Annotated in this window: 16 protein-coding genes; 2 read left to right on the forward strand and 14 right to left on the reverse strand. The window is 52.9% G+C overall.

From position 1 onward, the window contains the following. Positions 1–3: 3 nt before the first annotated feature. From Poly59_RS08975 to Poly59_RS08985, 3 genes are all read right to left on the reverse strand, one after another. Complete coding sequence (locus Poly59_RS08975) at positions 4–1305, reverse strand: NAD(P)/FAD-dependent oxidoreductase (protein ID WP_146533741.1); 1302 nt, start codon at positions 1303–1305, stop codon at positions 4–6. Positions 1306–1517: 212 nt separating this feature from the next. Beyond that, entirely contained in the window at positions 1518–2654 is a 1137-nt protein-coding gene (locus Poly59_RS08980) for a fasciclin domain-containing protein (RefSeq protein ID WP_246151503.1), read from the reverse strand. A 216-nt stretch (positions 2655–2870) separates the two neighbouring features. Continuing rightward, positions 2871–3920, reverse strand: a complete 1050-nt coding sequence (locus Poly59_RS08985) for a sigma-70 family RNA polymerase sigma factor (RefSeq protein WP_146533743.1) — start codon at positions 3918–3920, stop codon at positions 2871–2873. Positions 3921–4210: 290 nt separating this feature from the next. Here Poly59_RS08985 and Poly59_RS08990 point away from each other — a divergent pair, with 290 nt between their 5' ends. Continuing rightward, positions 4211–5107 (forward strand): MerR family transcriptional regulator, encoded by an 897-nt coding sequence (locus Poly59_RS08990; protein ID WP_146533744.1) that lies wholly within the window; start codon positions 4211–4213, stop codon positions 5105–5107. Between the two features lie 104 nt (positions 5108–5211). Here Poly59_RS08990 and Poly59_RS08995 read toward each other — a convergent pair whose 3' ends face one another. Further along, complete coding sequence (locus tag Poly59_RS08995) at positions 5212–6444, reverse strand: PQQ-binding-like beta-propeller repeat protein (protein WP_146533745.1); 1233 nt, start codon at positions 6442–6444, stop codon at positions 5212–5214. Between the two features lie 228 nt (positions 6445–6672). On the opposite strand from Poly59_RS08995, the gene Poly59_RS09000 reads away from it, so the two are divergent. Further along, positions 6673–7668: an alpha/beta hydrolase family protein gene (locus Poly59_RS09000; RefSeq protein ID WP_146533746.1), complete on the forward strand. Its 996-nt coding sequence runs from the start codon at positions 6673–6675 to the stop codon at positions 7666–7668. A gap of 148 nt (positions 7669–7816) precedes the next feature. Here Poly59_RS09000 and Poly59_RS09005 read toward each other — a convergent pair whose 3' ends face one another. The 10 genes from Poly59_RS09005 to Poly59_RS09050 all read right to left on the reverse strand — a co-directional run bounded on the left by Poly59_RS09005 (position 7817) and on the right by Poly59_RS09050 (position 26043). Beyond that, positions 7817–9181 (reverse strand): sulfatase-like hydrolase/transferase, encoded by a 1365-nt coding sequence (locus tag Poly59_RS09005; RefSeq protein ID WP_146533747.1) that lies wholly within the window; start codon positions 9179–9181, stop codon positions 7817–7819. 102 nt (positions 9182–9283) lie between these two features. Then, complete coding sequence (locus tag Poly59_RS09010; protein WP_146534424.1) at positions 9284–12721, reverse strand: PVC-type heme-binding CxxCH protein; 3438 nt, start codon at positions 12719–12721, stop codon at positions 9284–9286. A 67-nt stretch (positions 12722–12788) separates the two neighbouring features. Further along, entirely contained in the window at positions 12789–14024 is a 1236-nt protein-coding gene (locus Poly59_RS09015; protein WP_146533748.1) for a GDSL-type esterase/lipase family protein, read from the reverse strand. A gap of 67 nt (positions 14025–14091) precedes the next feature. Continuing rightward, entirely contained in the window at positions 14092–14949 is an 858-nt protein-coding gene (locus Poly59_RS09020; protein ID WP_146533749.1) for a ThuA domain-containing protein, read from the reverse strand. A gap of 214 nt (positions 14950–15163) precedes the next feature. Further along, a complete protein-coding gene (locus Poly59_RS09025) occupies positions 15164–17011 on the reverse strand; it encodes a sulfatase-like hydrolase/transferase (protein WP_146533750.1) in 1848 nt (615 codons plus the stop codon). Between the two features lie 194 nt (positions 17012–17205). After that, complete coding sequence (locus tag Poly59_RS09030) at positions 17206–18597, reverse strand: sulfatase family protein (RefSeq protein WP_146533751.1); 1392 nt, start codon at positions 18595–18597, stop codon at positions 17206–17208. 67 nt (positions 18598–18664) lie between these two features. Further along, on the reverse strand, positions 18665–20440 hold the full coding sequence (locus Poly59_RS09035; protein ID WP_186776112.1) for an alpha-L-fucosidase: 1776 nt from the start codon (positions 20438–20440) through the stop codon (positions 18665–18667). 285 nt (positions 20441–20725) lie between these two features. Then, the gene (locus tag Poly59_RS09040) at positions 20726–22177 is read right to left on the reverse strand and encodes a sulfatase family protein (RefSeq protein WP_146533752.1); all 1452 of its coding nucleotides are present in this window, start codon (positions 22175–22177) and stop codon (positions 20726–20728) included. Between the two features lie 112 nt (positions 22178–22289). After that, the gene (locus Poly59_RS09045; RefSeq protein WP_186776113.1) at positions 22290–23834 is read right to left on the reverse strand and encodes an arylsulfatase; all 1545 of its coding nucleotides are present in this window, start codon (positions 23832–23834) and stop codon (positions 22290–22292) included. Between the two features lie 67 nt (positions 23835–23901). Next, positions 23902–26043, reverse strand: a complete 2142-nt coding sequence (locus Poly59_RS09050; protein ID WP_246151504.1) for a sulfatase-like hydrolase/transferase — start codon at positions 26041–26043, stop codon at positions 23902–23904. Between the last annotated feature and the right edge of the window lie 55 nt (positions 26044–26098).

The raw sequence follows: 26098 nt of genomic DNA on the forward strand, positions 1-26098 counted from the left end.
AGGCTAGGCCCCAACCAGCGGAGAAGCGACTTCTTTGACTTGATTCGCGGGATCTGAAAGCACATCCAAGCCCAGCCCGAATCGACGCGTTACAGCTAGGGCACTGTTGACACCATCTTCGTGAAATCCATAACCCCAGTACGCGCCGCAAAAGCTAACACGATTCACGCCGTTGATACTGCAAAAATTTCGCTGAGAAGCGATCGAATCGTGAGAAAAAACGGGATGCTCGAATTCGAACCGCCTCACGATTTTGCTCGGGTCAATGCTGCACTGAGGATTAAGTGTTAAACAAAGCGGACCCGGCAGCCCAAGACTTTGAAGCCGATTCAGGTCATAAGTGACGCTGGCCCGATTACTAGGTTGCAGTGGGATGTGGTAGTTCCAACTCGCCCAAGCATGACGTCGGCGCGGAAGAACGGATTCGTCGGTATGCAGAACCGCTTTGTTGGCTTGGTAAGAGAATCCAGCCAGCACTTCTCGCTCATCTTCGCTCGCGTCTTTGAGTAACTGCAACGATTGATCAGCATGCGATGCCAAAATAACGTGATCGTATTTGGTGTCTCGATCAGGCAAACTCAGTTGCACTCCGTCTTCAACTCGACGAACTTCATGTACCGATGAATTCAAAAAAACGCGGCCACGCAGAGGACGCATCAACGGTTCGACGTAGCTGCGTGAACGATTCGCGATGGTCAACCATTGAGGACGATCGGTCAATTGTAGCAAACCGTGATTCCGACAGAAACCTAAAATGAACCTAGCAGGAAAACTGGAGAGGCAGGCAGGATCGGCTGACCAGATCGCTGCCGACATAGGCACAAAGTACTGCTCACGAAACTCAACTCCGACGCCGATGCCATTGAGAAATTCTCCGAGCGAGGTTCGATCGTCACTCGATTGGCAAAACTCAATCGCCTTTCGATTGAATCGCGTAATGTCACGAAGCATTCTGTAAAAGGACGGACGAACCAGGTTGCGTCTCTGTGCAAACAAACCATTCAGAGAACTTCCCTGGTATTCGAGTCCTGTTCGCCAACAACGAATGCTCAAACTCATGTCACTTTCTTGCGTCCCGACCCCCAAAAGTTCAAGCATCCGGCAGAAGTTAGGATAAGTTCGACGGTTCAAAACCATGAAGGCGACATCGGCGGATATGTCGCTATCGTAAACGGACACGTCTACCGTATGAGCGTGCCCACCAAGATGCGAGGACGACTCGTACAGATCGACTTCATGTTTTGCGGAGAGAATGCGGGCAGCGAGATTCCCACTGATGCCCGATCCGACGACTGCGATTCGCATAAAAAAATGTCTGAAGTTTGACCTAGCGATTGTTTGCCGCAATCATTTTCCACGGCAAAACGCCTCGCAACTTTTGAATCGAACCATAACCGTATTGCGGTAGCAAGCCCCTCCGCAACAATCCAATGACCAAGCCAACTCGGCATTCCAGAAAAACCAGTCACCCGGCTGGGAGGAACGCAGCCAAATAATCGAACTCGTTGTAACGTGAACTAACGCACGTACGCCATGCTGTTAAAAGCGTGATCCAATGCATGCCGCAGTGTCCAAGCTTGGTGGTCCGCGTTGGTAGTATGCTGAGCGTTGGATAATGCTGTTTGCAAAACGTTCCTGGTGGTTGAACTCATCTGTTGCGAGTGGCCCGAAAGCAAATTGCCGACAGTCTCCATATACACAGCGGTACACTGGCTTACGTTTCCGCCATTGTACAACGGCGCACCTTGCCCAATCGCCAGCTCAATCATACGACGAGGACTAATCGAAACTGACTCCTTCACGGGCGGCAACATCACGGAATCGATCACGTGAATAACACCGTTAACGGCATCAATGTCCGTGCTGATCAATTTCGCATCGTTGACTCTCGCTACTCCGTCAACGATCGCAACTTGGACGCTGCCACCCTCCAAAGTCCTCGCTTTACCCGCCGCGACAGCCCCATCCGAATAGACCCGACCAGCGACAACGTGATACTTCAAGATCGAAGCTAGCTTGGCCTTGTTCTCCGGCTCGAGCAGCGAGCTGACCGTGCCTTGGGGAAGTTTCGCGAATGCCGCGTCCGTAGGGGCAAAGATGGTTAGCGGACTTTGCCCCGCCAACGTTTCGACAAGACCAGCCGCGCCAGCAGCGGCGAGCAATGTCGTAAAAACTCCAGCGTTGCCGGCAGCGGTCGGGATGTCGTCAGACGAAGGCAAGATCACTTGATCAATGACGTGAATGACCCCGTTGCTGCACAAGATGTCGCTGTCGATGATGCTCGCTGCATCGATCTTAAGCCGCGCATCCGCGAACTGAATATCCACTCGCTGACCGTTCAAGGTTGTCGCGTTACTCAGCCTAACCGCTTCCTTCGCTGGCACTGCACCAGGGATTACGTGGTAGGTCAGAATATCCACCAGCTTTTGTTTGTTCTCCGGCCTCAGCAGAGTCTCAACCGTTCCCGCCGGCAGTTTAGAGAACGCCTCGTCCGTCGGCGCAAAAACAGTGAAGGGACCGTCACCTTTAAGCACCTCGACGAGGTCGACGGCACCAAGTGCGGCCGCGAGCGTGGTGAAAGACCCGGACTCGACTGTCGTGTCAACAATGTCTTTTCTCGCAGGCTCAGCAGAGACAACAGCACTCACAGTCACAAAAGACGCAGCTATTGAGAGCGCAAAACATTTCCCGACTTTCATCAACTCTAAATTCGACGCAACTTTCATAGTGAACCATTTCATTGAAGTGAAAAACTGACCCTCGCTCGTTACGACAGTAGCCGAGCGACTTGGGATTGAAGCGTCGCCTGCGTTTTTGACAAGAGAAGAAATCGGTAACCCGGACAGAAAATCTTGCAACGCAAAACTCACTCAACTCGATGTTTCTGCAGAATCCGAATCAGCCATTTCGATCAGCTTATTGGTAGCACGAAGCTCAAGCTGTCGCACTCTCTCCTTCGAAATCCCGAGGCGATTTGCGATCGCTTGCAGCGTTTTGATATTTCGGTGAGACCCCAGCGCAAACCTAGCGCGAATGATGAACTTCTCACGCCGATCAAGAGAGTTGAGCATCCCAGCGAGCCGACTTCTCAACAGATGCCATCTTTTCTCGCTGAACGCCGACATATGACGTTCATCGGTAACCTCGATTTCCATGTCCTGCAGGCCACCGATGGCTTGCTGCTGCTCTTCCTGCGTCTCCATCACTGAGCGATATGCATTACGTCGAATCACAAGCGTTGCGTAGGTGCTGAATCGGAATCCACGACCGAAGTCGAACTTGTCGACGGCACGGAACATTCCAATGATGCCGTCGCTGAGAAGATCATCGAACGAGTTTGTTTGATTTACAAACTTCTTCACGATGCTAAAGACGAGACGCAAGTTTGCCTCAACAATTTGATCTCTGTGCCAATCAGCCATCGCGAGCAAACGATCAACAAGCTCAAGACGTACACGCGAAGGGCGCTGCGGGTTTAGCATGCTCTGATAGTACGCCGCCTGATGACGCAAGTAATTCATTCGGCAAAACAGCCTTCGCTCTTGCTCGGGTGTCAGCAACGGCGCCTCGCATAGGCGACCTAGATGAATCGGCAAATCGAAACTTGCTTTGCGAATTCGGGACACGCCCAAATCGGAGTTTCGATCTTGCAAGTCGAGCGGCTCAGCAAACAGCTCGTCGCCAAAACCGGAATCACCGAAGCGTTCGTTAGAGATGAACTCGATCGGCTCGGCAAGTCGGTGCTTTGTCGCTCTCTTCAACACGGACGCGGAAGAATCCCTCCGATCGAGAATGCGTTCGTTGGCGACTGCCATCGCCGCCGCAAGCTCCGACGCTCCCAACCATTTTGGCGCTCGTGCGAGCGTTCCACGGCTGTGTGACGAAACCGTGATTTCCGCTTGATCTTTGACTGCAGCCATAATCCCATTCCACAAAGTGAACGTTTTGAACGATTGAAACGTTCATAATGTTTAACGTGTTCCTCGTCCATTCGCAACCATCAAAGCGAACATTTCTTCCAAACTTCAGATCATTCAGAATTAACAGACCTAAAAAAACGGTAAAACACAACATTTATCGAACACCTCCAGCATCGACCTCACCACCCGAGGGGTTCCGCTGGTCAATCTTAAAAAGCCGAAACCCTTGCCATTCAACCACGATAGGCTAAGTTAATAACGTTCAAAACGTCCAAAACCAAAGATATCCCATGGCAGCTCAACAGCCTCATTTTTCGCCGCGTCAATTGGCGGATGCTCTTCAGGCGAGCGAATCTTCGGTGAAACGATGGTGCGATCAGGGGGCCATTCCAACGATCCGCACCGTGGGAGGACATCGCCGGATCACGCTAGACGGTCTTCAGCACTACTTGCAGACGACCAACCAAGTCCTGCTGGCCCCCGAAGCTCTCGGACTCGCGAAGGTTCCATCGATCGAAACAATTTCGATTCCTGGGGGCGAGGATCCCGACCAGCAATCGTTTCGTAACTTCCTTGCCAAGGGAGACGAAGCCGCATGCCGGCGGGTTCTACGCAGCCGACTCGCCTTAGGAGAAAGCCTCGGCCAGACAGCAGATTATTTCATCACCGACGCTATGCACGGTTTTGGCGTTGCGTGGCAATGCGACGAACTTGATGCTTATCAAGAGCGACGTGGCTGCGACATATGCATCCGCTTGATCAACGAGCTCCGATCAGAGCTACCCCGACTTCCCGCGGCGGCTCCAGTTGCAATCGGTGGATCGCCACCACACGACCCGTATCAGTTACCGACCGCACTGATCGAGCTTTCGCTTCGAGAAATCGGCTGGAACGCAACTAGCCTCGGCAGCAATCTGCCGATTGACAGTTTACTTCAGGCGGCCCGCGACTGCAGTCCCAAAATGGTCTGGCTTAGCGTTTCGACAATCGAAGATCAAGTGAGCTTTGTTAGCGACGAACTGCGTCTTGCGGACGGACTCGGCGAAGACGTGTCGCTGCTAATTGGCGGGCGTGCGCTGGTGGACGACATCCGATCGAAACTGCAATACACCGGCTTTTGCAATAGTCTGAAAAGCCTAGGTGAATTGGCAACCATGATTCGGCTTAACGCAACAAGGAACCGCTAGCCTCATGCGGCAAAACGATTGCTTGTACCGAACGCAATCACACGCCGATGAGTATTGAGCATTGAGTATTGTCCAAATCAAAATTCAACACACTCTTGGAATGCCTACTTCCAGCGGTAGACTTTTAGGGCGGTTAAGTCTCGCACGATCACCAGGCCATCAAGCACAGCAACGTGCGCCCACGAGTCATCGGCAACCTTGACCTCGTCGGTGATCTTCAACTGGCTCTCGTCCACATCGATCAGCCGCAATTCACCAGAGCTGTCCAGAGCAAGAATATCATCTCCATTGCTGACCATGCTCCAGTACTTACCGAACGGCGAACTTGTCCATCGATTCGTGCCGTCCTCGACCGCCAGCGCGGCTACTCGCTGATTCTTCATGTGCAAGTAGATCGTGTCATCGATTAGCACTGGCGAGGACATGTATCCTTGCAGATTCTGTGACCACAACTCGTTCACGCCCCAGTCGTTCTCAGCACTTCGAGTGACTTCAAAAAGCTGAGACTTGCCGCTATGAGCGGCGGTAAAAACTCGGTTCCCAAAAACAAGTGGCGTCAAAATGTTCATACCACGAAATGCTTCAATCGGTTCCTTCCAAAAAACTTCCCCTGATTGCAGATCAACACCACATAATTCAGTCCGTGTTTGAACTACTAGTTGACGTACGTCAGCGATTGTTGCGATCACAGGACTCGAAAAAGCCCCACTGCTCATCATGTCCGCACCGTTTTCTAGCGTTTTCCAAACCAAACTTCCGTCATCAAGATTCAGCTTGACAACGCCCCCCCCTGTCTGAACATAAACTGCGTCATCATCAATCAGTGGCGAACACACAGCACCGAACGCAGGCATAGGCGTCTTCATCGACTCTGGAAAATTTACTCGCCAGATTTCCTCACCCGTCTTAGGTTTCAGACACACCAAGACGTCTCGCATACCCATCACAACCAAGTGTGACTGCGTGCAAGCAGGCGTGCTTCGAATCCAGTCACCATTGGCGGCAGCGAAGAATGGGATCGTCATTGATCCTGGCCACTGAGCCGACCAGGCAACCTCACCCGAGCTTAACCTGAATGCGGTGACTCGTTCGTCTTGCTTCCCGATCGTCTCGGTAGTGAACACCAAGCCATCCGAAACAACTGGTCCGCTGTAGCTGGGCGATAGTGGCTTTTCCCAAACGAGCTGCAAGTTCTCTTGCAGTTTGCCAGGCCACTTGGCACCTGGCAGCTGGCTATCGCGTGTCGGTCCCCGCCATTGGTTCCATACTCCCGATGGCTCTACGCCGGACAACGTGACAGTGGATAGCAAAAGAACCAAGCTGAGCAGTTGTCGCATCACGTTTCCTTCGAATAAAGCATTTGTCGAATCGTAGCAATCAGGTAAGCCCCTGCCATACAAAGCGTTGCCATCCAAAACGGCGATGCGAGTGTATCATGCATCGATCCAGTGATCGTCTGGTTGGCGGCGAACTGAATCGAAAGTCAACGCCATACCGTCGATCAATCGATACTGTTTAATCGACAACCAGTCGAACTTCCATGCAAATTTCGAATATGATCCACCATGAACATTGATCATGCCCAAGCGAAACGATTCAGCATTTTGATCATCGTGCTGTCAATGTTGATTGACATTGCAGCGGCAGCCCAGACGCTCGATTATGACCCGTCTGTTTCATTGGGGGCAGTCGTAATCGAAGACGACCAATTTACCTACGACGATCGCGACGTTCCGATTCGCATCTACTTGCCAGAATCCACCGTCGCAAGTCCAGTGCTGCTTTTCAGCCACGGGCTAGGTGGATCACGCGAAGGTGGCACCTATCTGGGTAAACACTGGGCAGGCCGTGGCTATACCGTTGTCGCTCTGCAGCATGCTGGCAGCGACGTGGAAGTTATCAAGAACGCGCCGCGATTGAAAATGATGCAGACCTTGCAGCTGGCTGCTAGCGCCGCCAATGCACAGTTCCGGTACAGCGACGTCAAAGCCACGCTTGACTATTTGGAAAAGCAAAACAATACCAACGGCAAATATGCTGGCCGATTCGACATGACGAAAATCGGCATGAGCGGGCACTCTTTTGGCGCGGTCACGACGCAAGCCGTCAGCGGCCAAAGCTACAAATTCCAGGGCCAGAAACACACGGACCAACGCATCGACGCTGCAATCGCATTCAGCCCCAGCGTTCCCACCTACGGTCACGATGAAAACACATTTTCCAAAGTCAGCATTCCATGGATGCTGATGACCGGAACTAAAGACGATGCTCGGTTCGGAAGAAACTTAGATGCAAAGTCGCGTCGAAAAGTCTTCCAGGGTCTGCCGTCGTCAGGCCACTTCTACGAACTCGTGCTCCACGACGCCGAACACGCAGCATTTGCGGATCAGCGAGGTGGCCGAACGTCTGCTCGCAATCCCAATCACCACAAAGCGATCACGGCGCTGAGCACCGCGTTCTGGGACGCCTACCTTCGCGGCGACGAAAAAGCCAAAAGCTGGCTTAACAACTCAGGAGCAAGGACTGCCCTCGAACCCAACGATCAGTGGCAGCGAAAGTAAACCAGTGGCAGCGATGCAGCTGTCGTCGATCGAAAACCGGGTGCTCGGCAGCCGTTCCCCCTAGACACCGTACCGCAAGCGTTGGTTCGAAATCGCTGCTCCGACCAACGCCTGCCATTAACACAAGTTACTGCCACGTTCATTCTCGCTAGTAATTCAATTTCGCGCCCGCGGATGGTTTCTGGCGATCATTCTTCCACCACTCGCTGGGGCCTTCCGCTTCGATGTCGGCCCAGGTTTTGAAGAGAAGGCTTTTCATCTCTTTCAACTTCTCAGGCATCGTTGCAGCCAAGTCATTTTCTTCTTTCCAGTCCTGTTGAATTTCGAAGAGCATAAAATCTGACATCGTATCGTTGCCCACGATTTTCCAATCGCCCATCCGCAGCGCCACTCGATTATCAGCAGGAGACACGTGCGTACGCCAGAACAACGGCACCTTACGTTCGACAGACTTGCCTGCAAATGCGGGCACCATGCTGACGCCATCGATCGTGCGATCATTAGGCAGCGGGATGCTAACGATGTCCAGTACCGTGGCAAAAACGTCGGTACCAATCACAGGGACGTCGCTGGTCGAGCCCGCTTCGATTTTACCTGGCCAACGGGCCAGCCCCGGCACGCGAATACCGCCTTCATGGTCGCTACGTTTGTGACCTCGCAATCCGCCAGTCACACCGCCAAAACTAGGAACCGGACCGTTGTCCGATGTAAAGAACAGCAGAGTATTATCGCTGACCCCTTGCGCATCCAACGCGTCCATGACCATCCCTAGTGCGTTGTCCATCTGAGTAATGTTCCCCATGTATTCGCTATTCTTGTGCCCTTCGTAGAGCGACTGAAAACGCGAATCCGTGGCGATCGGCGAATGCGGTTCGTGCACCCAAACCGACATTGCGAATGGCTTAGACGAATCATGAACTTCGGCTAACCAATGCGCTGCCTCCGCCGCAAGCAGCTGGGCGGAATAGCCCTGCGTCTCACCCACCGGAATGCCGTTGCGAACGAAGTTATCTGGATTCTTGTGACTCGGGCTAGCGTTGTTATGCGTATACATCCAGTAGTCAAATCCGTGCTCTCCTGGTTGAGGGTATTCCGGTTTATTGAACTGCTGTAGCGAATTGAGATGCCATTTTCCAACATGGCACGTTTCGTACCCGACTTCCTTCAACAGCTTTGGATAGGTGATTTCACTAGTCCGCAAATACGCCTCGTGGTTTCCCGACAGGTGACGCCAAACGCCGTTGCGATACGGAGTCCGTCCGGTCAGAATCGCGGAACGCGAAGGCGAACACACGCCACAGGCTGAATAGCACTGCATAAACTTCACCCCCTGCGACGCGAGCTTATCCATGTTCGGGGTTTGGATCAGCTTGTTGCCATAGGTTGCAGAGTCGCCCCATCCCATGTCGTCGGCGACAAAGACGAGAATATTGGGTTTCGAGGAATCATCGGCCGAGAACGCCGCCGGTGGCATGTACAAGAAAAGGCTGAGCGTAATTAAGAATGTCTTCATCGAATTTCAATCTAGTTATGGGAAAGAACTCTCATTCAACATCTACCATCGCAGCACTCTAGCAAGACACGTGCCTAGCGATGGGATGGAACAAACGCTCCATCAAAGTCCGCCTTCGGGCTGAAACTTAGCTTTCTCGTCAACAGCTTCCAGCTCGACACGAAGCCCGCTTTCGCGATTCGTTCGATCAATTGAAAACGTGATCGAGTGGCGTCCGCGATTCAGATGAATCGGAGCGGCTAGATCATTGACAGGTTGCTGGTCGACCCAAAGGTCAAGCCCTTCGCTTGAATTCAGAGCCAAGCGAATTGCGCCAGCCACTAGTACGTTGACGAATCCACGCGTAAACACCAAGTCCGAGTCTGGCAAGTCGATGACTGGTAACTCGCCACTAACCATGCTGTAACGAGCCAGCCAATCGGCATCATCACCTGGCGGAGCTGCACCGCCTGAAAGAGACGTTGCTTGATCTGAACTGGCTAGAGCTGCAACGACCCGCCATTTGCGAATCACCGGACTTTCGTCGTTAGCGTAGGCCCCCGGTTTTCCTAGCGCCGAAACGAACTTGACCAAATCAAGAAATTCGCCGCGATCGTTCAACTGGTCGGGCAATCCTGCGGGCATCAATGACTTCGCCGGAATCTCTTCTTCAATTTCATCTGCCGCCATCCGCACTTCCTTGCCCAACTGTGCAGAGTCACGGACGACGACTTCATTCTCATTTCGGAAGGTCACGATGCCCGTTTGCACTCGACCGCTGTCAAGCAAAAACATTTTCGTCTCGTAGTGTTCCGCAATCGCAGCATTAGGTTGCAGAATCGATTGCACCACATACTTCGTTTTGGCGGCAGCTCCCACAGCGACCAAGTTGGGACCGATCTCTGGACCGGCTGATCCAGCCGCATGACATTGAGTGCAAGATAAAACTTTGCGGCGATAGATCAACTCGCCGCGCCCCGCATCACCAAACTTCTCTGCATCGGCTGTCAAGGCGTCCGTGTCCTCGGCCAGCAATTCGGCGGTCAACGAACCGGACCTCGTCGGTGGCTGAAACTTCGTGGCGAGATCGTCCGGCAGCAATCCGCTTCCACGGTGGAACTTGCTGACAAGAATCTTGACTGTCGGATGGATTGCAATGCCGGCGAGCGAGTCATTGAAAACCTGCGCACCATTTTTTTGTGCCAGAAAGGTTTGCACGACGGGGACAGGGTCTGCTTTCGCGGGATCGACTTTCCCCAAGTCTTCGCTAAGCAATGTCGCAGCGACCTCTGCGCTACGGGCCAAATCGGCGTGGATCAGCCCCACGACGGCTGCATATCGAGTTTCCAAGTCACCTGCGGCGGATAGATTCGTCAACGGTTCTGAATAGACCTTGCGGTTCGTTTTTGCGAGCGCAACCGCAATCGCCCGTCGAACCGCGGGACTGCGTGAACCGTCTTGCAGTGCGACCAGTTCATCTCGGCTAGCAGCATGCCAGACGCCAAGGTTGTTGGCCGCCAATACGGCGATCGCCTCATCTTCGCTATCCAACAGAGTCTTCAAACTACGAATGCTGCGATTGATCTGCTTTGGCCACTTCGCTGCGGCCATCCGCTGCAGCGTTTCGAGCATGGCAACCGCCGTGTCCAACGACTTGATTCCATTCTTTTTTGTTAAGGCTGTCACGATCATATGAATCTCGTTGTCAGTCCCGATCTTCAGCAACTGAGTTTGGACGTTCTCGATGCTCGTGGAACTGGGGGAATCTTCCTTTAGCAAATCCGCGAGTGTCTTATCCAAACCGAGTCCAAGCCTCTGTTCGATGTATGCCCGGTGAGACGGTTTCGCGAACACTAAAATTCCTGCCTCCATCGCTGGACGCCAATGGTCTTCCAGTGCGACCATCGTCTGTGGCAACGCGCCATCAAGAGCCGCATCGCCGGGATGATCCAGAGAATTCAGAGCAGCGACAAGAGCTTCTGCTTGCGGAATGAATCCCGCCGACAGCACAGCTTCCATCCGCGTCCGCGGGAACGAGTCACTCGACGCTTTCGCGATCATACCTATCGGATCCGACAAATCACGGTACCAATAGCGAATCACCCGAGCGCCGGCGGAACGTGCATGACCGTCTTTTGCATCAAGCACGCCGACCAGAATCTTCTCACTGACACGTTCCACATTTTGGCAGGCCCACATCGCCTCGACCAGATGATGATCGTAATCGGGCGCCTCGGTAGAAAGTGTTTCAACCCAAGCTTCAACGGCCGCAAGCACTTTGTCGGGATCGTGTTCGCTCAGTTCTTTACGTGCTTGGTGGCGAGTCCAGTCTTCCGGACTTTTAAGTTGATCGACGAGCAACTCGATCGTCATTCCAGCCAACTTCGGCTTTTCAACAAGCCGACGATCTTTGTGAGAGATTCGCCAGATACGTCCATGATCGTGATCTCGACGGGGGTCGCGGAAATCATGCTGAGCATGGTTGATGATCGAGTTGTACCAATCGGCAACATAGACGGCGCCGTCGGGCCCCGTCTTCACATCGACCGGTCGAAAGTTAGGGTGCTTAGAACTGATCAACGGCTCTAGTACTTTGGCTTGAAAACCGGCACCATCTTCAATGAATTCATACCGAACGACGGTGCGACTTTTGAAGCGCCCCGTCAGCAACTGCCCACGGATGTCGTCACCGACATGACTGCCCGTGGCAAAGTCACCACCGCACTGCTTTTCAGTGCTAATCAAAGGCTTGATTTGAACCGACTCGCCGCTGTTGCCACTCGCCGGTGACAGATACATAATGCGCGGGTTGTTTACCATAAAAGACTGTCCCCATCGATCAAAGACGTGCCCCCAGGGGTTGCCACCGGTGCCGCGACAGAACATCCGTATGTCTCGGGTGCGAGGATTGAACTGGTAGACGCCGCCGTTAAAATTCCGCAAGACTCCGTACTGCGTTTCGACTTGTGCGTGCAGAAAGATTCCCTCTTGAAAATAGATCCAGCCACCGGGGCCTCGCCGCCAGGCACTGATTGAATGGTGGCTGTCTTCGATCCCGAAACCAGTCAGCACCAATTCCTTTACATCAGCCACGTCATCACCATCGGTGTCCTTCAAAAAGAACACATCGGGTGACTGCCCGACATAGCAGCCACCACTCGCCAGCTCGATACCCGTTGGCAAGTAGAGTCCGTCGGCGAACACGGTCGACTTGTCCGCCGCGCCGTCGTTGTCGGTGTCTTCCAAGATGATGATCTTGTCATCGGCCACTTCGCCGGGCTCTAACTGCGGATAGGCCCAGGAACAGGCAACCCAAAGACGCCCCTTCGCGTCCCAGTGCATGTGCACCGGATTGGCAAGCATCGGATCCGAAGCAAACAGATTGGCTTGATAGCCATCTAACAGATCGAAATTCTCAAGTTCAGACGCGGGATCATGATTGTTCATCAAATCCACGTCTGCATCTTTCAGGTTCTTGATGCCGGTGGCGTCTTGGGCAGACACTAAACGTGTAAAAATCACAAGGACGTTGACAAGACAAAGAAATAATCGTGGCGACATAGATGTGGACCTAGCGATCTGAGCGAGTTGGCGGATCATTGAAATGAAGCTTGTCATCGATCGGAAATCAGTTCTCGATTCGAGTGAGTCGCCATTGGCGTGTTTTCAGTTCGACCCCGCTTTGAATCGCTTCGTCTCTCTGGTTGGCGAGTTCATTGAACTGGATCACTTCGCTCGGCAAGGCTCGACCACTGGGCGACGTTCTTCGTTCGCCGACAATGTGAACCTGATTGAGTGCTTTCCAACTGTACGTGAACTGCAAATTTTTATCGTTCACGGCCTCGCGAAATTTCTCGGCCTCGTGATGGGCAGGCGAAGAATCGATCGGGACACCATGCCGCCAATCGTCTGCCGTAGCGGTCGCCACTTTTTCTCCATCGACCATCAGCTTGTACGTACCTGTCGCTAGGTTTTGCACAACGAGCGTATCCCGCTGAAAAGCCAGGGGCGGCGGCAAGGGTTGATCAGTCGGTGGAGGCAATCGGGGCGCGAGCGTTTCGGTTCCCTCAAACGCAACTTCGGACGCATGGATCGTCAACTTAGAAATCTCGATACCGTATCCCTGTCCCCGCTTTGCCTGTGCATCAATCGATAAACGCCACGGTTCGCGACTGGTCGATTGATCGGATGCCAACAGTTGATCCGCGAATCCATGGCTGATTGCCCAGTAACCAAAACCATTCAAATGGATGCCGTTAGTGGTCAAGTTCGGACCGACGGGTTCATCCATCAAATAGCGAGACGTTTCAAACAGATTGACGAACGGCACTTTCGCGTTCGCCGCAACTTTGTTTGCGGCTTGAGTGTACGCCAGCAAATCTTCGTTGCGAGCGTCTCGATTCGGCGTCAGACCGCCCAGGTCTTCGCAGGCAATCGGGGACACGATCACAAGACGCACTTCCGATTCACCGTTGTAGGACTTGCCAGCATGCGAGGAGATGAACGCTTCTAAATCTTGTTCGAACTTGCCCAGCGATTCTTTTCCGCCAAAGGACTCGCCCATTCCAAAACACGCGATGATCACATCAGTACGGTGGGCGCCAAGTGTCGATTCCTCGGACGGAAAGTTGGTCGGGCGATCACGCGCAGCCAGCATGTCGCCACCCCAACCTAGATTTCGAATCGAGACACCGTGGGCATGCTGCAACAACGCCGACTCGAGGTAACCATGGATCCGCAGTTGATCGGCAAATGTGTTGCCGACGATTGCAATCCGGTCGCCAGATTTAATAGGTGACTCAGCAGCGGCAACGGAAACGGCCAAGCTGCAGATCAGAATTGCAACGATGGATGCGTATTTCATAGTCTCTTTTCGATGAAAATCGTTCGCGTCGTTGCTTAAACCTTGGTGAATCAGATTTCGTTTGCCACTACTTTGGTTTCTTATCAACACGTTGAATTTCCCACGTCGAGACGTTTTCATCTGCCGTGGGCAACGGCCGATCAATAGCCCAGCAAGCACTGTTTACCAACATTCGCACAAACGACTCTTCAGCAAAATCACCGGGATGTCCGAACGAAGTTCCGAAGACTTTGCCACCCCATTCGTTTCCCCACACCCAGGCAACAACGTCCGACTCGTGCTCTTTGACCTGGATCGTGCCAAACGCTTTCTTCAGCGTCCGCACTTTGCCGGTTCCTGACCCGGTCACCAAGGGAATGCACCCTTCCTGAAATTGCGTCAGATAGAGAGTTCCCGGTGAGATCCAATTCGTTTGAGTGACGTTTGACATGATCGGATGACCCAGCGACTTCTCGACCACACTAATTTTCGTTTCGCTTGTCTGATGCACGATGTATGGCGTGCCTAAAACACGTCTGCCAAAATCATCGTTCCATTCAAATCGCGGATGATCCTTCGCATACTTGAACGAATGATTCGCTGTGCGAAGGCCGATGACTGGTTTACCGGATTTGACATAGTCTTCGATCGGCTGCCACTCTTTGTCCGGCAACTGCAAAAACCGCATGAAGAAGATTGCAAGATCGGCGTCAGCGAGTGCTTCGATTCCAGGCAACACATCTTCCGTCTTCTTTTCGGGGTTCCCCTCGCCCATCACAATCGTCGTGCGAAACCCGAACCGCTCAAGCTCTTTCGCAAAGACTGGCATTGTCAGTTCTGGCGAGTAGTGCAACGTGCCAACAACGATCACGGCATGCGGCTTCGCGCCGTCATCAGCCATCGCAGCACCCGAGTGATTGAGCGAAAAGCAAATTGCGACGATCATCGCAAGCCGACGAACGAGACGGTTTACCCGCCCGTCGTCAACATGCGTTGCTATCCGACCAGAACAATGCGGGACGATTATCGGTTGAGACGCGAGAAACATGTTGAAACCGTAGGCGAGTAAATGCAAGCAGGTGGGTAGAGTCGAATTGCGGGAGAGCGAGTTCGCGTACGTGTCGGCAAAACGCTCATGCTCTATTCCCCCAATTCATTTTTCACTTCGCGGATCGAATCGGCCGCGCATAGTTGTAATACACGGCTCCCACCATATCACCTGCAGAGTTGTAAAACCAAGTTTGGATGAAAGCCGGACCAGCAGGAAGATTCTCGACGACGAACGGAACCCCATCCGCAGCCGCTTCGGCGTTTTTCGTTTCGTCAAAATAGACGTCATCTCCATTCCAAATCTTGATCCGAGCGCTGGCGACATCGATCGCTTTCGGAGTGCTCTTGCCGTCATACACTTTTCCAACCGGAGCGGTTGTTAGCGTTGACTGGTCTGCGACTTCTTTCGGCCAACGCCGAAGATCAAAGTGGTAGGCACCGGGCTTGGCAAACTCGACAGCGAGAAAACCGCTTCCGGTCACTCCCTCTGCTACGATCTTGTGATTCCACAACTCTTGTTTGTGAAAATCGTGGCTATTCAATTGGGTGACGGGCTCGGCAGGATGGCCGATAACGGTCCGCGCGAATTCGTCTTCTCGCTCAGCCACCAGTTGGTAAAAGTCTTCATAGGCCTGCTTCAGTTCCGCCAAAATGTTGAAGTTCGCAGGATCGTCAACGATATTGTGCGTTTGCGCCTTGTCGACAAGCACATCCCAGAGTTCCCAGCCAGACTTCGAACCTTTGCGAGTCAATCGCCACTTATGGACAATTGTGTCTCCGTCCCATTCATCTTTTTTGACAGAGAACTGCTTGTACTTGTCAAAGGTCTCATTCCGCATATTACAGATCGTGACTTTTCTGTCCTTAAACTTAGCCCCGGGATCATTGCTGGTGTCGGTATCCAGGAAGTGCTTAAAACTTTGACCGTGCAATTTCAATTTGGCAGGTCGATTGGGGACATCGTCTAAACCGATCATGTCCATCAACGTCGGCAACCAATCCATGTGAGCAGTTAAAACATTGACGTCTCTACCCTGTCCTTCGCCGCCGAGTCCGCCGGCAGGCCAGCGAACATAGCTGGGGACTCGAGTTCCTCCATCGTAGTAGGAAATCTTCCCGCCTCGGTAAGTAAACTCGCCGCTTCCATTGTCTGTAAAAAAGATCAGAATCGTATTGTCGGCAAGTGCTTTGTCATCCAAAAAGTTGATCAGTCGCCCGACATTCTTGTCGATATTTTCCACAGTCGCCGGCTTACTGCCGAGTCCGCTTCGGGCGTCTTTAGGTGCTTCTGGCCACGGGCTGTGAGCCGCTGCGGTTGGCAGGTACAAAAAGAACGGCTTGTTCTTTTTCTGTTTGTCTTCCATGAATTCGAAGGCGCGGTTGAACATCGAGTTCGTCAGAAAAGCTCCCTCCAGACCGTCGTCTTCGTCTGTCATTTCGACCAACTCATCGTTGACCCAGTAGTGGGCCGAGTGATGCATGTTACCCCAGTAATCAGGTTGCTGCCCGGCTCCGCCGCCTTTGGTCCAGGCCACGTATTCGAAGCCTCGATCTTTTGGTCTGAATGGATAATTGTCCCCCAAGTGCCATTTGCCAACCATTCCGGTGGCGTACCCATTGTGCTCGAAAACATCGGCGATCGAGATTTCATCATTTCGCAGCAGACTTCGGCCCGCGATCGTGTGCCAGATTCCAGCGACACTGTTGGACCGCCCCGTCAGCGTTGCAGCGCGTGTCGGCGCACAACTCGGTGACACATGAAAATCGGTCAGCCGGACACTGGTTTCGGCAAGTTTGTCGATGTGAGGCGTTTGCGACGTTGAATCGGGATTGTAATACGTGAACACTCCATGGCTCACATCGTCAGGCATCACGATGATGACATTTGGCTTGTCCTGACTTAAGGCATTCCCGCCGAATGCAAGCAGAACAAGAACGAAGATGGAGGCAGTTTTCATGGTGAACCGTTTGAATTTATTTCAGTGATGTTTGTCTGATTTTGGTTGATACATTTGAACGCGAAAACAAGCTCGTCGGCAAACGACTCGCAGTGCTTCAGTCGCGTGCCACAGCGCCGCGACGCTCCAAGCGAGCAGAATTAGTTTCTCGCATAATCGCATTCTCGCATTCTCGACTTATGCATCAAGAGACGTCATCGCGTCTTCTTTTTCGAGCTTTTCTTTCTGGCTTTCGACACACTGTTTTCGCTCGGAGCAGTTGGCAGAGATTCCTTCCAGGCACCAAGTTTTTGCGAGAGTTGCCCGACGACGTCCGGAACGTCGGCTGCGACATCCTTCTTCTCTGCCCAGTCATTTTCCAAATCGTACAATTCGATCTTCTTCTGCTCTTCGTTTACCAACAGCTTCCATTTCCCGTCACGGATTCCGAGCGAAGGCCAGGTATAATCCTGAGAATCGCCGCCCTTCCATTCCCAATAGATCGGCTTGGTTCTCGTCAACGGCTCGCCCTTGAATGCCGAGAGCGCGCTTTGCCCGTCGGGTTCGAAATCATTCGGCAACGCGACGCTGGCAACCTCTAGAAAAGTTGGCAAAAGATCGACAGCCGTTAACACGGAAGTTGTGTCGGTCTTTCCTGGCGGTACCACTCCTGGCCATCGAACGATGAATGGAACGCGTATCCCACCGGCGAAGAGTGCTCGCTTTCGCCCTTTCAATCCAGCAGTTTCCCCGACCGAATAGTAGCCGCCTAAACCTTCTTCCCCCTCAAGGTGAATTTTAGAGTCTTCCCCACGAGTAAATTCGGGACCGTTATCGGTTGAAAAGACAACGAGCGTATTCTGATCGAGCCCCAATTCCTTCAGAAGCGCAAACACTCGCCCAACGCCTTCATCCGCTTCGGCAATCACAGACGCATAGACACGTTTCTGTTCATCCAAATCCTTAAACTGCTCGAGAAACTTTTCCAACGGGTAATGCGCCAGGTGCGCTTCATGAAGCCACAAATTGACAAAGAACGGCTGGTCTTTGAATTCACGAATGAACTCGACGGCATGATCGACCGATGCCAAACCATCCTTCTTGATCTCGTTCTTTCCCGACCCATTGAATGTCGCAAACCGGTCATAGCCGTAGGCGTCTTCGGACGGCGAGTCAGCGACACTGCCAAGGTGCCACTTACCGAAGTGACCAGTCTTGTAGCCAGCCTCTTTCAACATGCGTGGCAGCATCGGGGCCTGGGGATCAAGCCAATCCGGCATTCCCCTTTTGATGTGTGCACCAATGCTTTGGAAGTGCTGATGAACACATTGCCGCGCCGGGAACTGCCCCGTCATCAGGGCAACGCGACTTGGCGAACAAACGGGGCTGTTGACCGTAAAGTTCGTGAAATCGATCCCCTCTTTCGCCATGCGATCCAGGTTCGGCGTTTTGCAGAACGTACTGCCGTGAATTCCGAGGTCTCCGTATCCCCAATCATCCGCGAATATAAAAACGATATTCGGTTTCGAGGTGTTCGATTCAGCCGCATTTAAAACGACGTGACCGAAACCGAACATCGCCAAAACAACGAAGATCGCATTTCGCATAATAGCCAGACTCGTGATTGTGGACACAGACTAGAGACTTGAGCTAATTCACGCGCCAATTCATGCATTAGTTCATCGGTTCAAAGCTGATCGTTTTCAAGCTTGCCGATGCGACATCACCATCGACGCATTTCGCTGACACGGTGTACCGACCTGGCTTGGGAAAGTTCAACCATCCGATCGGAAAGGATTGATAGTTGTGCGACGAGTTCTGTTGGTTCTGAATTTCCTGGCCGCCTTCGATCGCAACATTCCAGACCAACCGGCCAGTGCCTGCGTAGGTGAGTGAGACGTTGTAGTCACCGGGTTGGTGCACATCGACTTCCCACGACGCCTTGCCGCCGCTTTCAAAACCATGAACGTGAACGATGCCCTTCCATTCGCCAAACTTTTCCATCCAACGTTTGGGGTCTTGTTTGGCGTTGTCGACGGTTGCGAACTCAGCGAGCACTTCGGTTTCGTGATCGGGATCAAGCGCCCAAACAGGATCCACCTCGGGTGCCGACTCCAAATCCACTTGAATCACCGAAACAAGTTTCTCAGGGGCCTTCGCTGGAACGGTGACCACCGTCCAATCGCCCTCTTGCGACCAAGTCAACGGTTGTTCTTTATCGCTGCCGTGCAACTGTGCCGATTTGATCTTTGTTTTAAGGTTCGGCAAATACAGTTTTCCAGATGTTGGCCAATTGAAAACACAAAGAAACAACGAGTTGCCCTTGCGAGTCACGTCGCCCCAAGGCAAGGCGTGTTGCCACGGCGAAGCATCCGTGTTGTAAACGACCTGAGGATAACGACGAATCCAATCACCCGCATCGGTAAGCGTCTTCACAGCACGCTCGGGAACCGATCCATCGCCGCGTGGGCCGATGTTAAGCATGTACGTTCCGCCGCGTCCCACACAAGCGATCAAGCGATGCAAAATCTCTTTCGGCGATTTCCAGTACTCGTCGTACCAAGCGTAGGCCCAAGAGTCGTTCGTGGTATCGACGCTCTCCCACATGCCTTCGATGTTATGGCGAGGCACTTCCATGTCGCCCAGCGTTTGATAGTCACCCAGCCCATGTCCAGCGCGACCTGAAACCAACGCTCGCGGCTGATTCTTGTGGACGAGTTCGACGAGTTGCTCAACGTAGTGTTTGGGCATCTTGCCCGGCGTGTCGAACCAAACCAGCTCGATCGGTCCGTACTCGGTAGTGATTTCATTGACTTGCGGCAAGCACTTCTTTGCGAAATAGTCATCGAAGGTCGCGGGGTTTCCATCTTCGTCTGTTTTGGGCCCGTTGCCGCCGCCAGGAAAAGTCCAGTCTTGGTTGTGAGAATAGTAGAACCCGAATCCCAACCCTGCTTCGCGGCACGCCACAGCGAGTTCCTTCATCGGATCCTTGTTCCACGGCGTCGCATCAACGATGTTGAACGCGTTTGCCTTGGATGCGTACATCGCAAAGCCGTCGTGGTGCTTGGCGGTGATCACGATGTACTTCATTCCTGCATCTTTTGCGATGCGAGCGATTTCCTTGGCATCGAAGTTGGTGGGATTGAATTTGCCGGCAAGCTGCTTGTAATCCTCAACCGGAATTCCCGCCATGCGAGGATTCATGATCCACTCGCCAATCCCGTAGTAAGTCTTGCCGTCGACTTCGTTTCCAAGCAGCGAGTACAGACCCCAGTGAATGAACATCGCGTAGTTGCCTTCGCTGAACAGTTGTCCGCGTTCGGCGTTTTCAGCGCGCAGCTTGATGACCTGCTCGCCCCACATCTTCTCCATTTCCTGGGCGCTAGCGGGACACAGCCATGCCACCGCGATCAATGCGAGCAAACAACTGACATGCTTCTTCAGAACCATACTTCTTACACTTTCCTTGCACGGATTCATCGCGAGAACGCATCCATGGGAATTTGACGGGCAACATAAATTCTGGTGCGAAACCAGACGATTTGATATGTGACAGGCATTGCATCTAAACAAAATGCGACAAACCGCCGGCCGAACAAACCAAAATCTTACAATGAAAATAATAGAAGATGACGAAATGCCGAGAACCAAATGCGACACCTCGCCATTAAAATGCGACACGCTTGCGGCAGCACTCCTGCTTATCTAGCAATCCAGAAAGCGCTCATGAACCACTTATTTCGACGGGACCGGTGGCTTTGTTGGTCGCGGACCATCCAAATCGAAGAATCGCATGTTCTTGCCAACTCGATCAAAGTCCCCCAGGTCCGAACGCATCGCCTCGGCCAGACCCAGTAATCGCCGAGTGATTTGCGGATACTCAACAGCGACGTTCGTCGTTTCACCAATATCGTGGTCGAGATCCACCAGGAAAGGAGCGTCGAAACCAATTCGATCGGCGGCTGCAATGTGCCGGTTCTTACTGAACGGCGCCGCGCCGATAGGTTCTTTATCACGAACCAGATGCAGCTTCCACTTGCCTTGCCGGACGGCCTGCAGCTGAACACGCAGATAGTAGTAGAACGCCTTGTCCGCATTCGCCTTGTCAAATTCACCGTGAATCAAATGCCGAATGTCTTCGCCATCAATCACACGATCGGCCGGAACTGTCGCACCAGCTAGGGCAGCCAGCGTTGGCAAAACGTCGAGCGTACTTGCGATCGAATCGCACGTTGCCCCATCTGGAACTCGGCCCGGCGCCCAGACGATACAGGGAACTCGCACCCCGCCTTCAAATGTCGATACCTTTCCACTGCGCAGTTGGCCTGCCGAACCGCCGTGGTCGCTCGGCAAATGCCCATCGGCATGGCTCGCGTTCTTTATCAACCATGGACCGTTGTCGCTTGTGAAAATCACGTAAGTGTTGTCCGCCAAACCGAGCTCGTTCACCGCATCTAGAATGCGACCCACATTGAAATCGATTTCTTCGATGACGTCACCGTACAACCCACGTTTGCTGTTGCCCTTGAACGGCGGCGAAGCATCTAACCGCGTGTGCGGCATGGAGTGCGGGATGTAGACAAAAAACGGTTGCGATTGGTTCTTGCGCATAAAACCGATCGCTTCATCGGTGTACCGCTTTGTCAAAGTCGCCAACTGAGTGTTTGGTTCGATCAGCTCTTCGTTACGATAAAGATTGGCATATCTGTCGTTACTTGTAGGCGTCCCATAGAAATAGTCAAAGCCTTGCCGCGTGGGCAACAAGTCCGTGAAGAAGCCCTCCTGAGCATGCTTGGCCAAATCCCATTTTCCGAAGCAAGCCGTTGCGTAACCTTTCGATTTCAACACTTCCGCGACGGTGACTTCTTCACTGTGAAGAATCGGGTGGACCTGCTTCTGATTGCCTCGCTCGGCAACTCGCATGGGATAACAGCCCGTCATCAACGCGGCGCGTGACGGTCCGCAAACGGGCTGCGCATAGAAACTGGTGAACTTCATGCCATCCGCTGCCATCGCATCCAATCGCGGCGTACGAATGTCGGGCGACCCGAAACAGCCGACGTCGGCATAGCCCTGATCATCCGTGAAGATGACGACAAAGTTAGGTGGCACTGCCACGGCTTCGATCACCGATGGCCCGAAAAACGCCCAACAGGTTGCTGCTAGGCAGAGATGCTTCCACGCCATGACTCGGATCCTTGGTGGGGACATGAAATGCTAAGGACGTTTGAACTAATTGCAATCAGCACGCTGAAGTTCGCTTCGTCGACAACGGCAGTCAGCGTTAGAAACAGCTTGATTAGTTTCCAATTTTCGCTGCAGCTTTGGCTTTTCGCCTGCGCTCGGCTCGTTCTTCGTTGGCGCTGGATTTTGCTGGAGCGGCTTTCGATGACCGGCCCGCCATCCTGGCTAGGTCGCTTTCACTTGGGCTGCCGCCAAATTGCTGGTAGTACAACTCTTGGAAAGGGTTGATGGTCGGTGGGGTCACGTCTTCATTGACCAACAATGGTTGCACGTCATTCCACCACTTATCGTAAGCGGCACGCAACTGAGTCACGACTTCGGGATGATCTTCAATGACGTTCGTCGTTTCACCAGGGTCGGCCTTCAGGTCGTAGAGAGACTTGTTCTCGACCAATGAAAAACGCGAGTTTTGAATCGCCGCTTTTGAGTACTTCGCATCGGCTACGCCGCCATTCTTCCAACGTCCGGTATGATGCACCAAGGTCCGGTCAGCCCAATCGGCGCTGGGGTCCTTTAGCAGCGGCAGCAGACTGCGGCCTTCGGCTTGCTCTTGCATTTTTTCCGTCATCGTCGCGCCTGTGATTTCCGCCAAAGTGGGAAACAGATCCAAGTGGGCGCTGAGCGCGTTGCATGTCATACCCGCTGGGATTCCACCGGCAGGCCAACGGAAGAAAGTGGGCGAGAGCGTACCGCCTTGGGTTACCGAATTCTTGCCTCCGTTCAAGCCAGCATTGAAAAGACTTCGACTGATTCCACCACCGTTGTCAGTGCCGATATAGATAACTAGCGTGTTTTCTTCGATGTCCCACTCCTTCAGTTTCGCCAGCATCTTTCCGAAGTTTGTGTCAATGTTCTCGACCATTCCCAAATACTTTGCCAGACCTTCACTGATGTTCGGCTTGCCGACATAGTTTTTGCAATATTCGTCTGGCACAACGTGCGGTCCGTGAGCAGCATTCAGCGAAACGTAAGCAAAGAACGACTGCTTCGCTTCTCGTTTTGCATCCATCCACTTGATTGATTGATCGAAAAACAAGTCCGTGCAGTATCCCTTGGTTTTAACAAATGTTCCGTTATGCCAAAGCGTGGGATCAATATTGGTATTGTCGGGCGCATCACCACAAGAACCGGGGAAAGTTTGCCCGATGCCACCGGCACCGTGGATATAAACTTCATCAAAACCACGACTCTCGGGGCGATACGCTTCTTCGTCTCCGAGGTGCCACTTGCCAAAAATCCCCGTCTTGTAGCCAGCCGTCTTCAACATTTGCGGCATCGTGGTCGTGTCCAAGCTCATCCGTTCGCGTTCAAGGATGGTGTGCGTTACACCGTTCTTGAATTCATGTCTTCCACTCATCAGTGCGGCACGGCACGGCGAGCAAGTTGGGCTGACATGAAACTGAGTAAACAGCAGGCTTTGCTTCATGAACGCATCGACCGACGGCGTCTGCAGAACCGGATTACCAAGGCACCCATAGTCGCCGTAGTGCAAATCATCGGGCATCACCACAATGATATTAGGTTTCGCAGGCAGAGTCCCGGCGAACCCATCCAGCGGGGCGAGCACAAGCATTAAGGCAAGAATGCAAATCGGTTTCATTAGGAATTCGGTGTAGAAGGAATTTGTTGAAATGACTGTTCGTGGATGTGGGAGTGAATCAATCGATTTAACGACTCAGTTCGTCGGCAGTGACGAACCCACTGCTGTCTTTGTCGAGACTCTCGAATTGACGTTCAAAAATTGACGCAAACTCCTCACGTGTCAATTGTTCGTTCTTGTCCTGATCGGCGAATGCGAATGATGGGTGGCTATGTTCGCTCGGGGTTAACAATCCGTCCTTGTCCTTGTCTTTTCGGTCGAAACCAGCCGTTCCGTGACCAACGTACTCATCCCGCGAGAGCCGCTCGTCTTTATTCGTATCTTTTTCAACAAACGACGACGGCTTGCTCGATCGGCTTGGCGTAGTTTCCACCGCGACCGGAACCATCACGACATCGCCGTCAATTACCGACAGGGCACTCGCTGACGCCTTGGCCTTTCCGCCGTTATTTATTTCAGGATAGCTGCGCAGAAATTGGTTTTCATCGACCAGGTTTAAAATGAAGTGCGTTGTCCCCTCGGGCAATTCGGCAGACACTGTCATGCCAGCGAGCAGGCTCGCTGGGCTACGAAACCACTCCTCGTACCGCTGGCCTCCGTTGAGCGTGTAGAGCAAGTCCGCACGCACCACCTTCGCACCGTTTTCCTGGTAGGTGAACGTCACGGTGTCCCCTTCCTTCTTGTGCGAGACTACCGTGCAAACATTTTCTTTGCCCGGAAGATCCGTGTCACAATTTGGGTTGTAGTAGGGATAACTTGCCTTCATCTCAGTCAGACGTTTTGACAATTCGCGATTCATCGCTTCAGTCTTCTCGGGCATCGCGGACGCGAGATTCTTGGCCTCTTCGATATCCACTCGCTGCTGTTTGCCATCCTTGGTTGCGTACAACTGGAACAACTCTAGCTCTGGCGTTGAAGCGTTGCTGACATGGTCGTAGTTCCGAATCAGCTTGTAGTCGCCCACTCGAATCGTGCTTTCCAACGCGACGCCGTGCGGAAAGTGCCAAGTCATCGTGTCGCGAACCTGCCCGTCCGCTTCTTTGACCAGCGCAGGATTAGCCGAGTCGCCGAACAACAAATTCGACAAGTCGCATCCATCAAGATGCTTACCCTGCGGAACCGCCGAACCTGTCAGTGATAGGATCGTGGGGTAAAAGTCGAGCCCATTTGCCAGCACATCTGTCTGGACTCCCTTTGCGATTCCGGGACCGACAATGATCAGCGGCACACGCGTGCCGCCTTCTTTCGCAGAGATCTTCCCTCGGTCCAGCGGATTATTGTCGGTATAACGCTCGCTGGGACCGCCTTCCATCCCGCCGTTATCGGAAGTGAAAATGATGTAAGTGTTTTCGCTTAGCTTGTGCCCTGGCCAGCGAGGATCATCGGTTTCGTCCAAGTACGCAAATACCTGTCCAACGTAGTAGTCAAGCATCTCGACCATCGCACAATAGAACGGGTTCTGTTGTCCGGGAACGTCCTTCGTGTACGTATCACTTGGATCAACACCCAACCGTTCCGCGTACTTGTCTAGCAGTGCCTTCGACCGCGTATGGATGGGCGCATGAACCAACCACGTGGCGTAGTAAAGGAAGAACGGCTTGTCTTTGTTCTCGCGAATGAACGCCAGGGCATCTTCGTTATTTTGATGATACGGAAACCCGTTTGCATCCAATCGATAAGGATCACCCTCGGCATCGGTCGCAAATCCCGTCAAACGGTCCTTAGGTCCCGAGTGGGCACCGCGATCGCTGCGAGTAAAATCAAAGCCCTGATCTTCGGGTTGTGGGAACGAGTTGTGATCAATCGCCATATGCCACTTGCCAACGTGGCCTGCGAAATAGCCATTTTCCGTCATCGTTTTTGCCAACGTTTGTTCTCCCGCTGGCATCCGACCGCTGTACCAAGGGTCCATCATCCGAGAATGTCGATTATTTGGCGATGGCGGCGCACCACCGACGACATGCGTCTTCTGAGCACGCGCCGGATGGTTGCCGCTCATGATTGCACATCGCGACGGCGCACAAGTCGGCGCTGGTGAATAGGCCTGCCAAAACATGACACCTTTCTTGGCGAGCGCGTCGATGTTCGGCGTTTCCATCGGTGATGGTTCATCGATGTCATAGCACTTCACATCTTGCCATCCGAGATCATCGGTCAAAATCAGGACAACATTCGGCTTTGGTTTCGCCGCGATAAGCGGTGCAGCCATTAGCCCAATCGCAAGTATCGCAGCAACTCGGCTTATCCGTCTCAAAGTAGTTTTC

Origin of the sequence: Rubripirellula reticaptiva (assembly GCF_007860175.1) — a bacterium.
Taxonomy (GTDB): Bacteria; Planctomycetota; Planctomycetia; order Pirellulales; family Pirellulaceae; genus Rubripirellula; species Rubripirellula reticaptiva.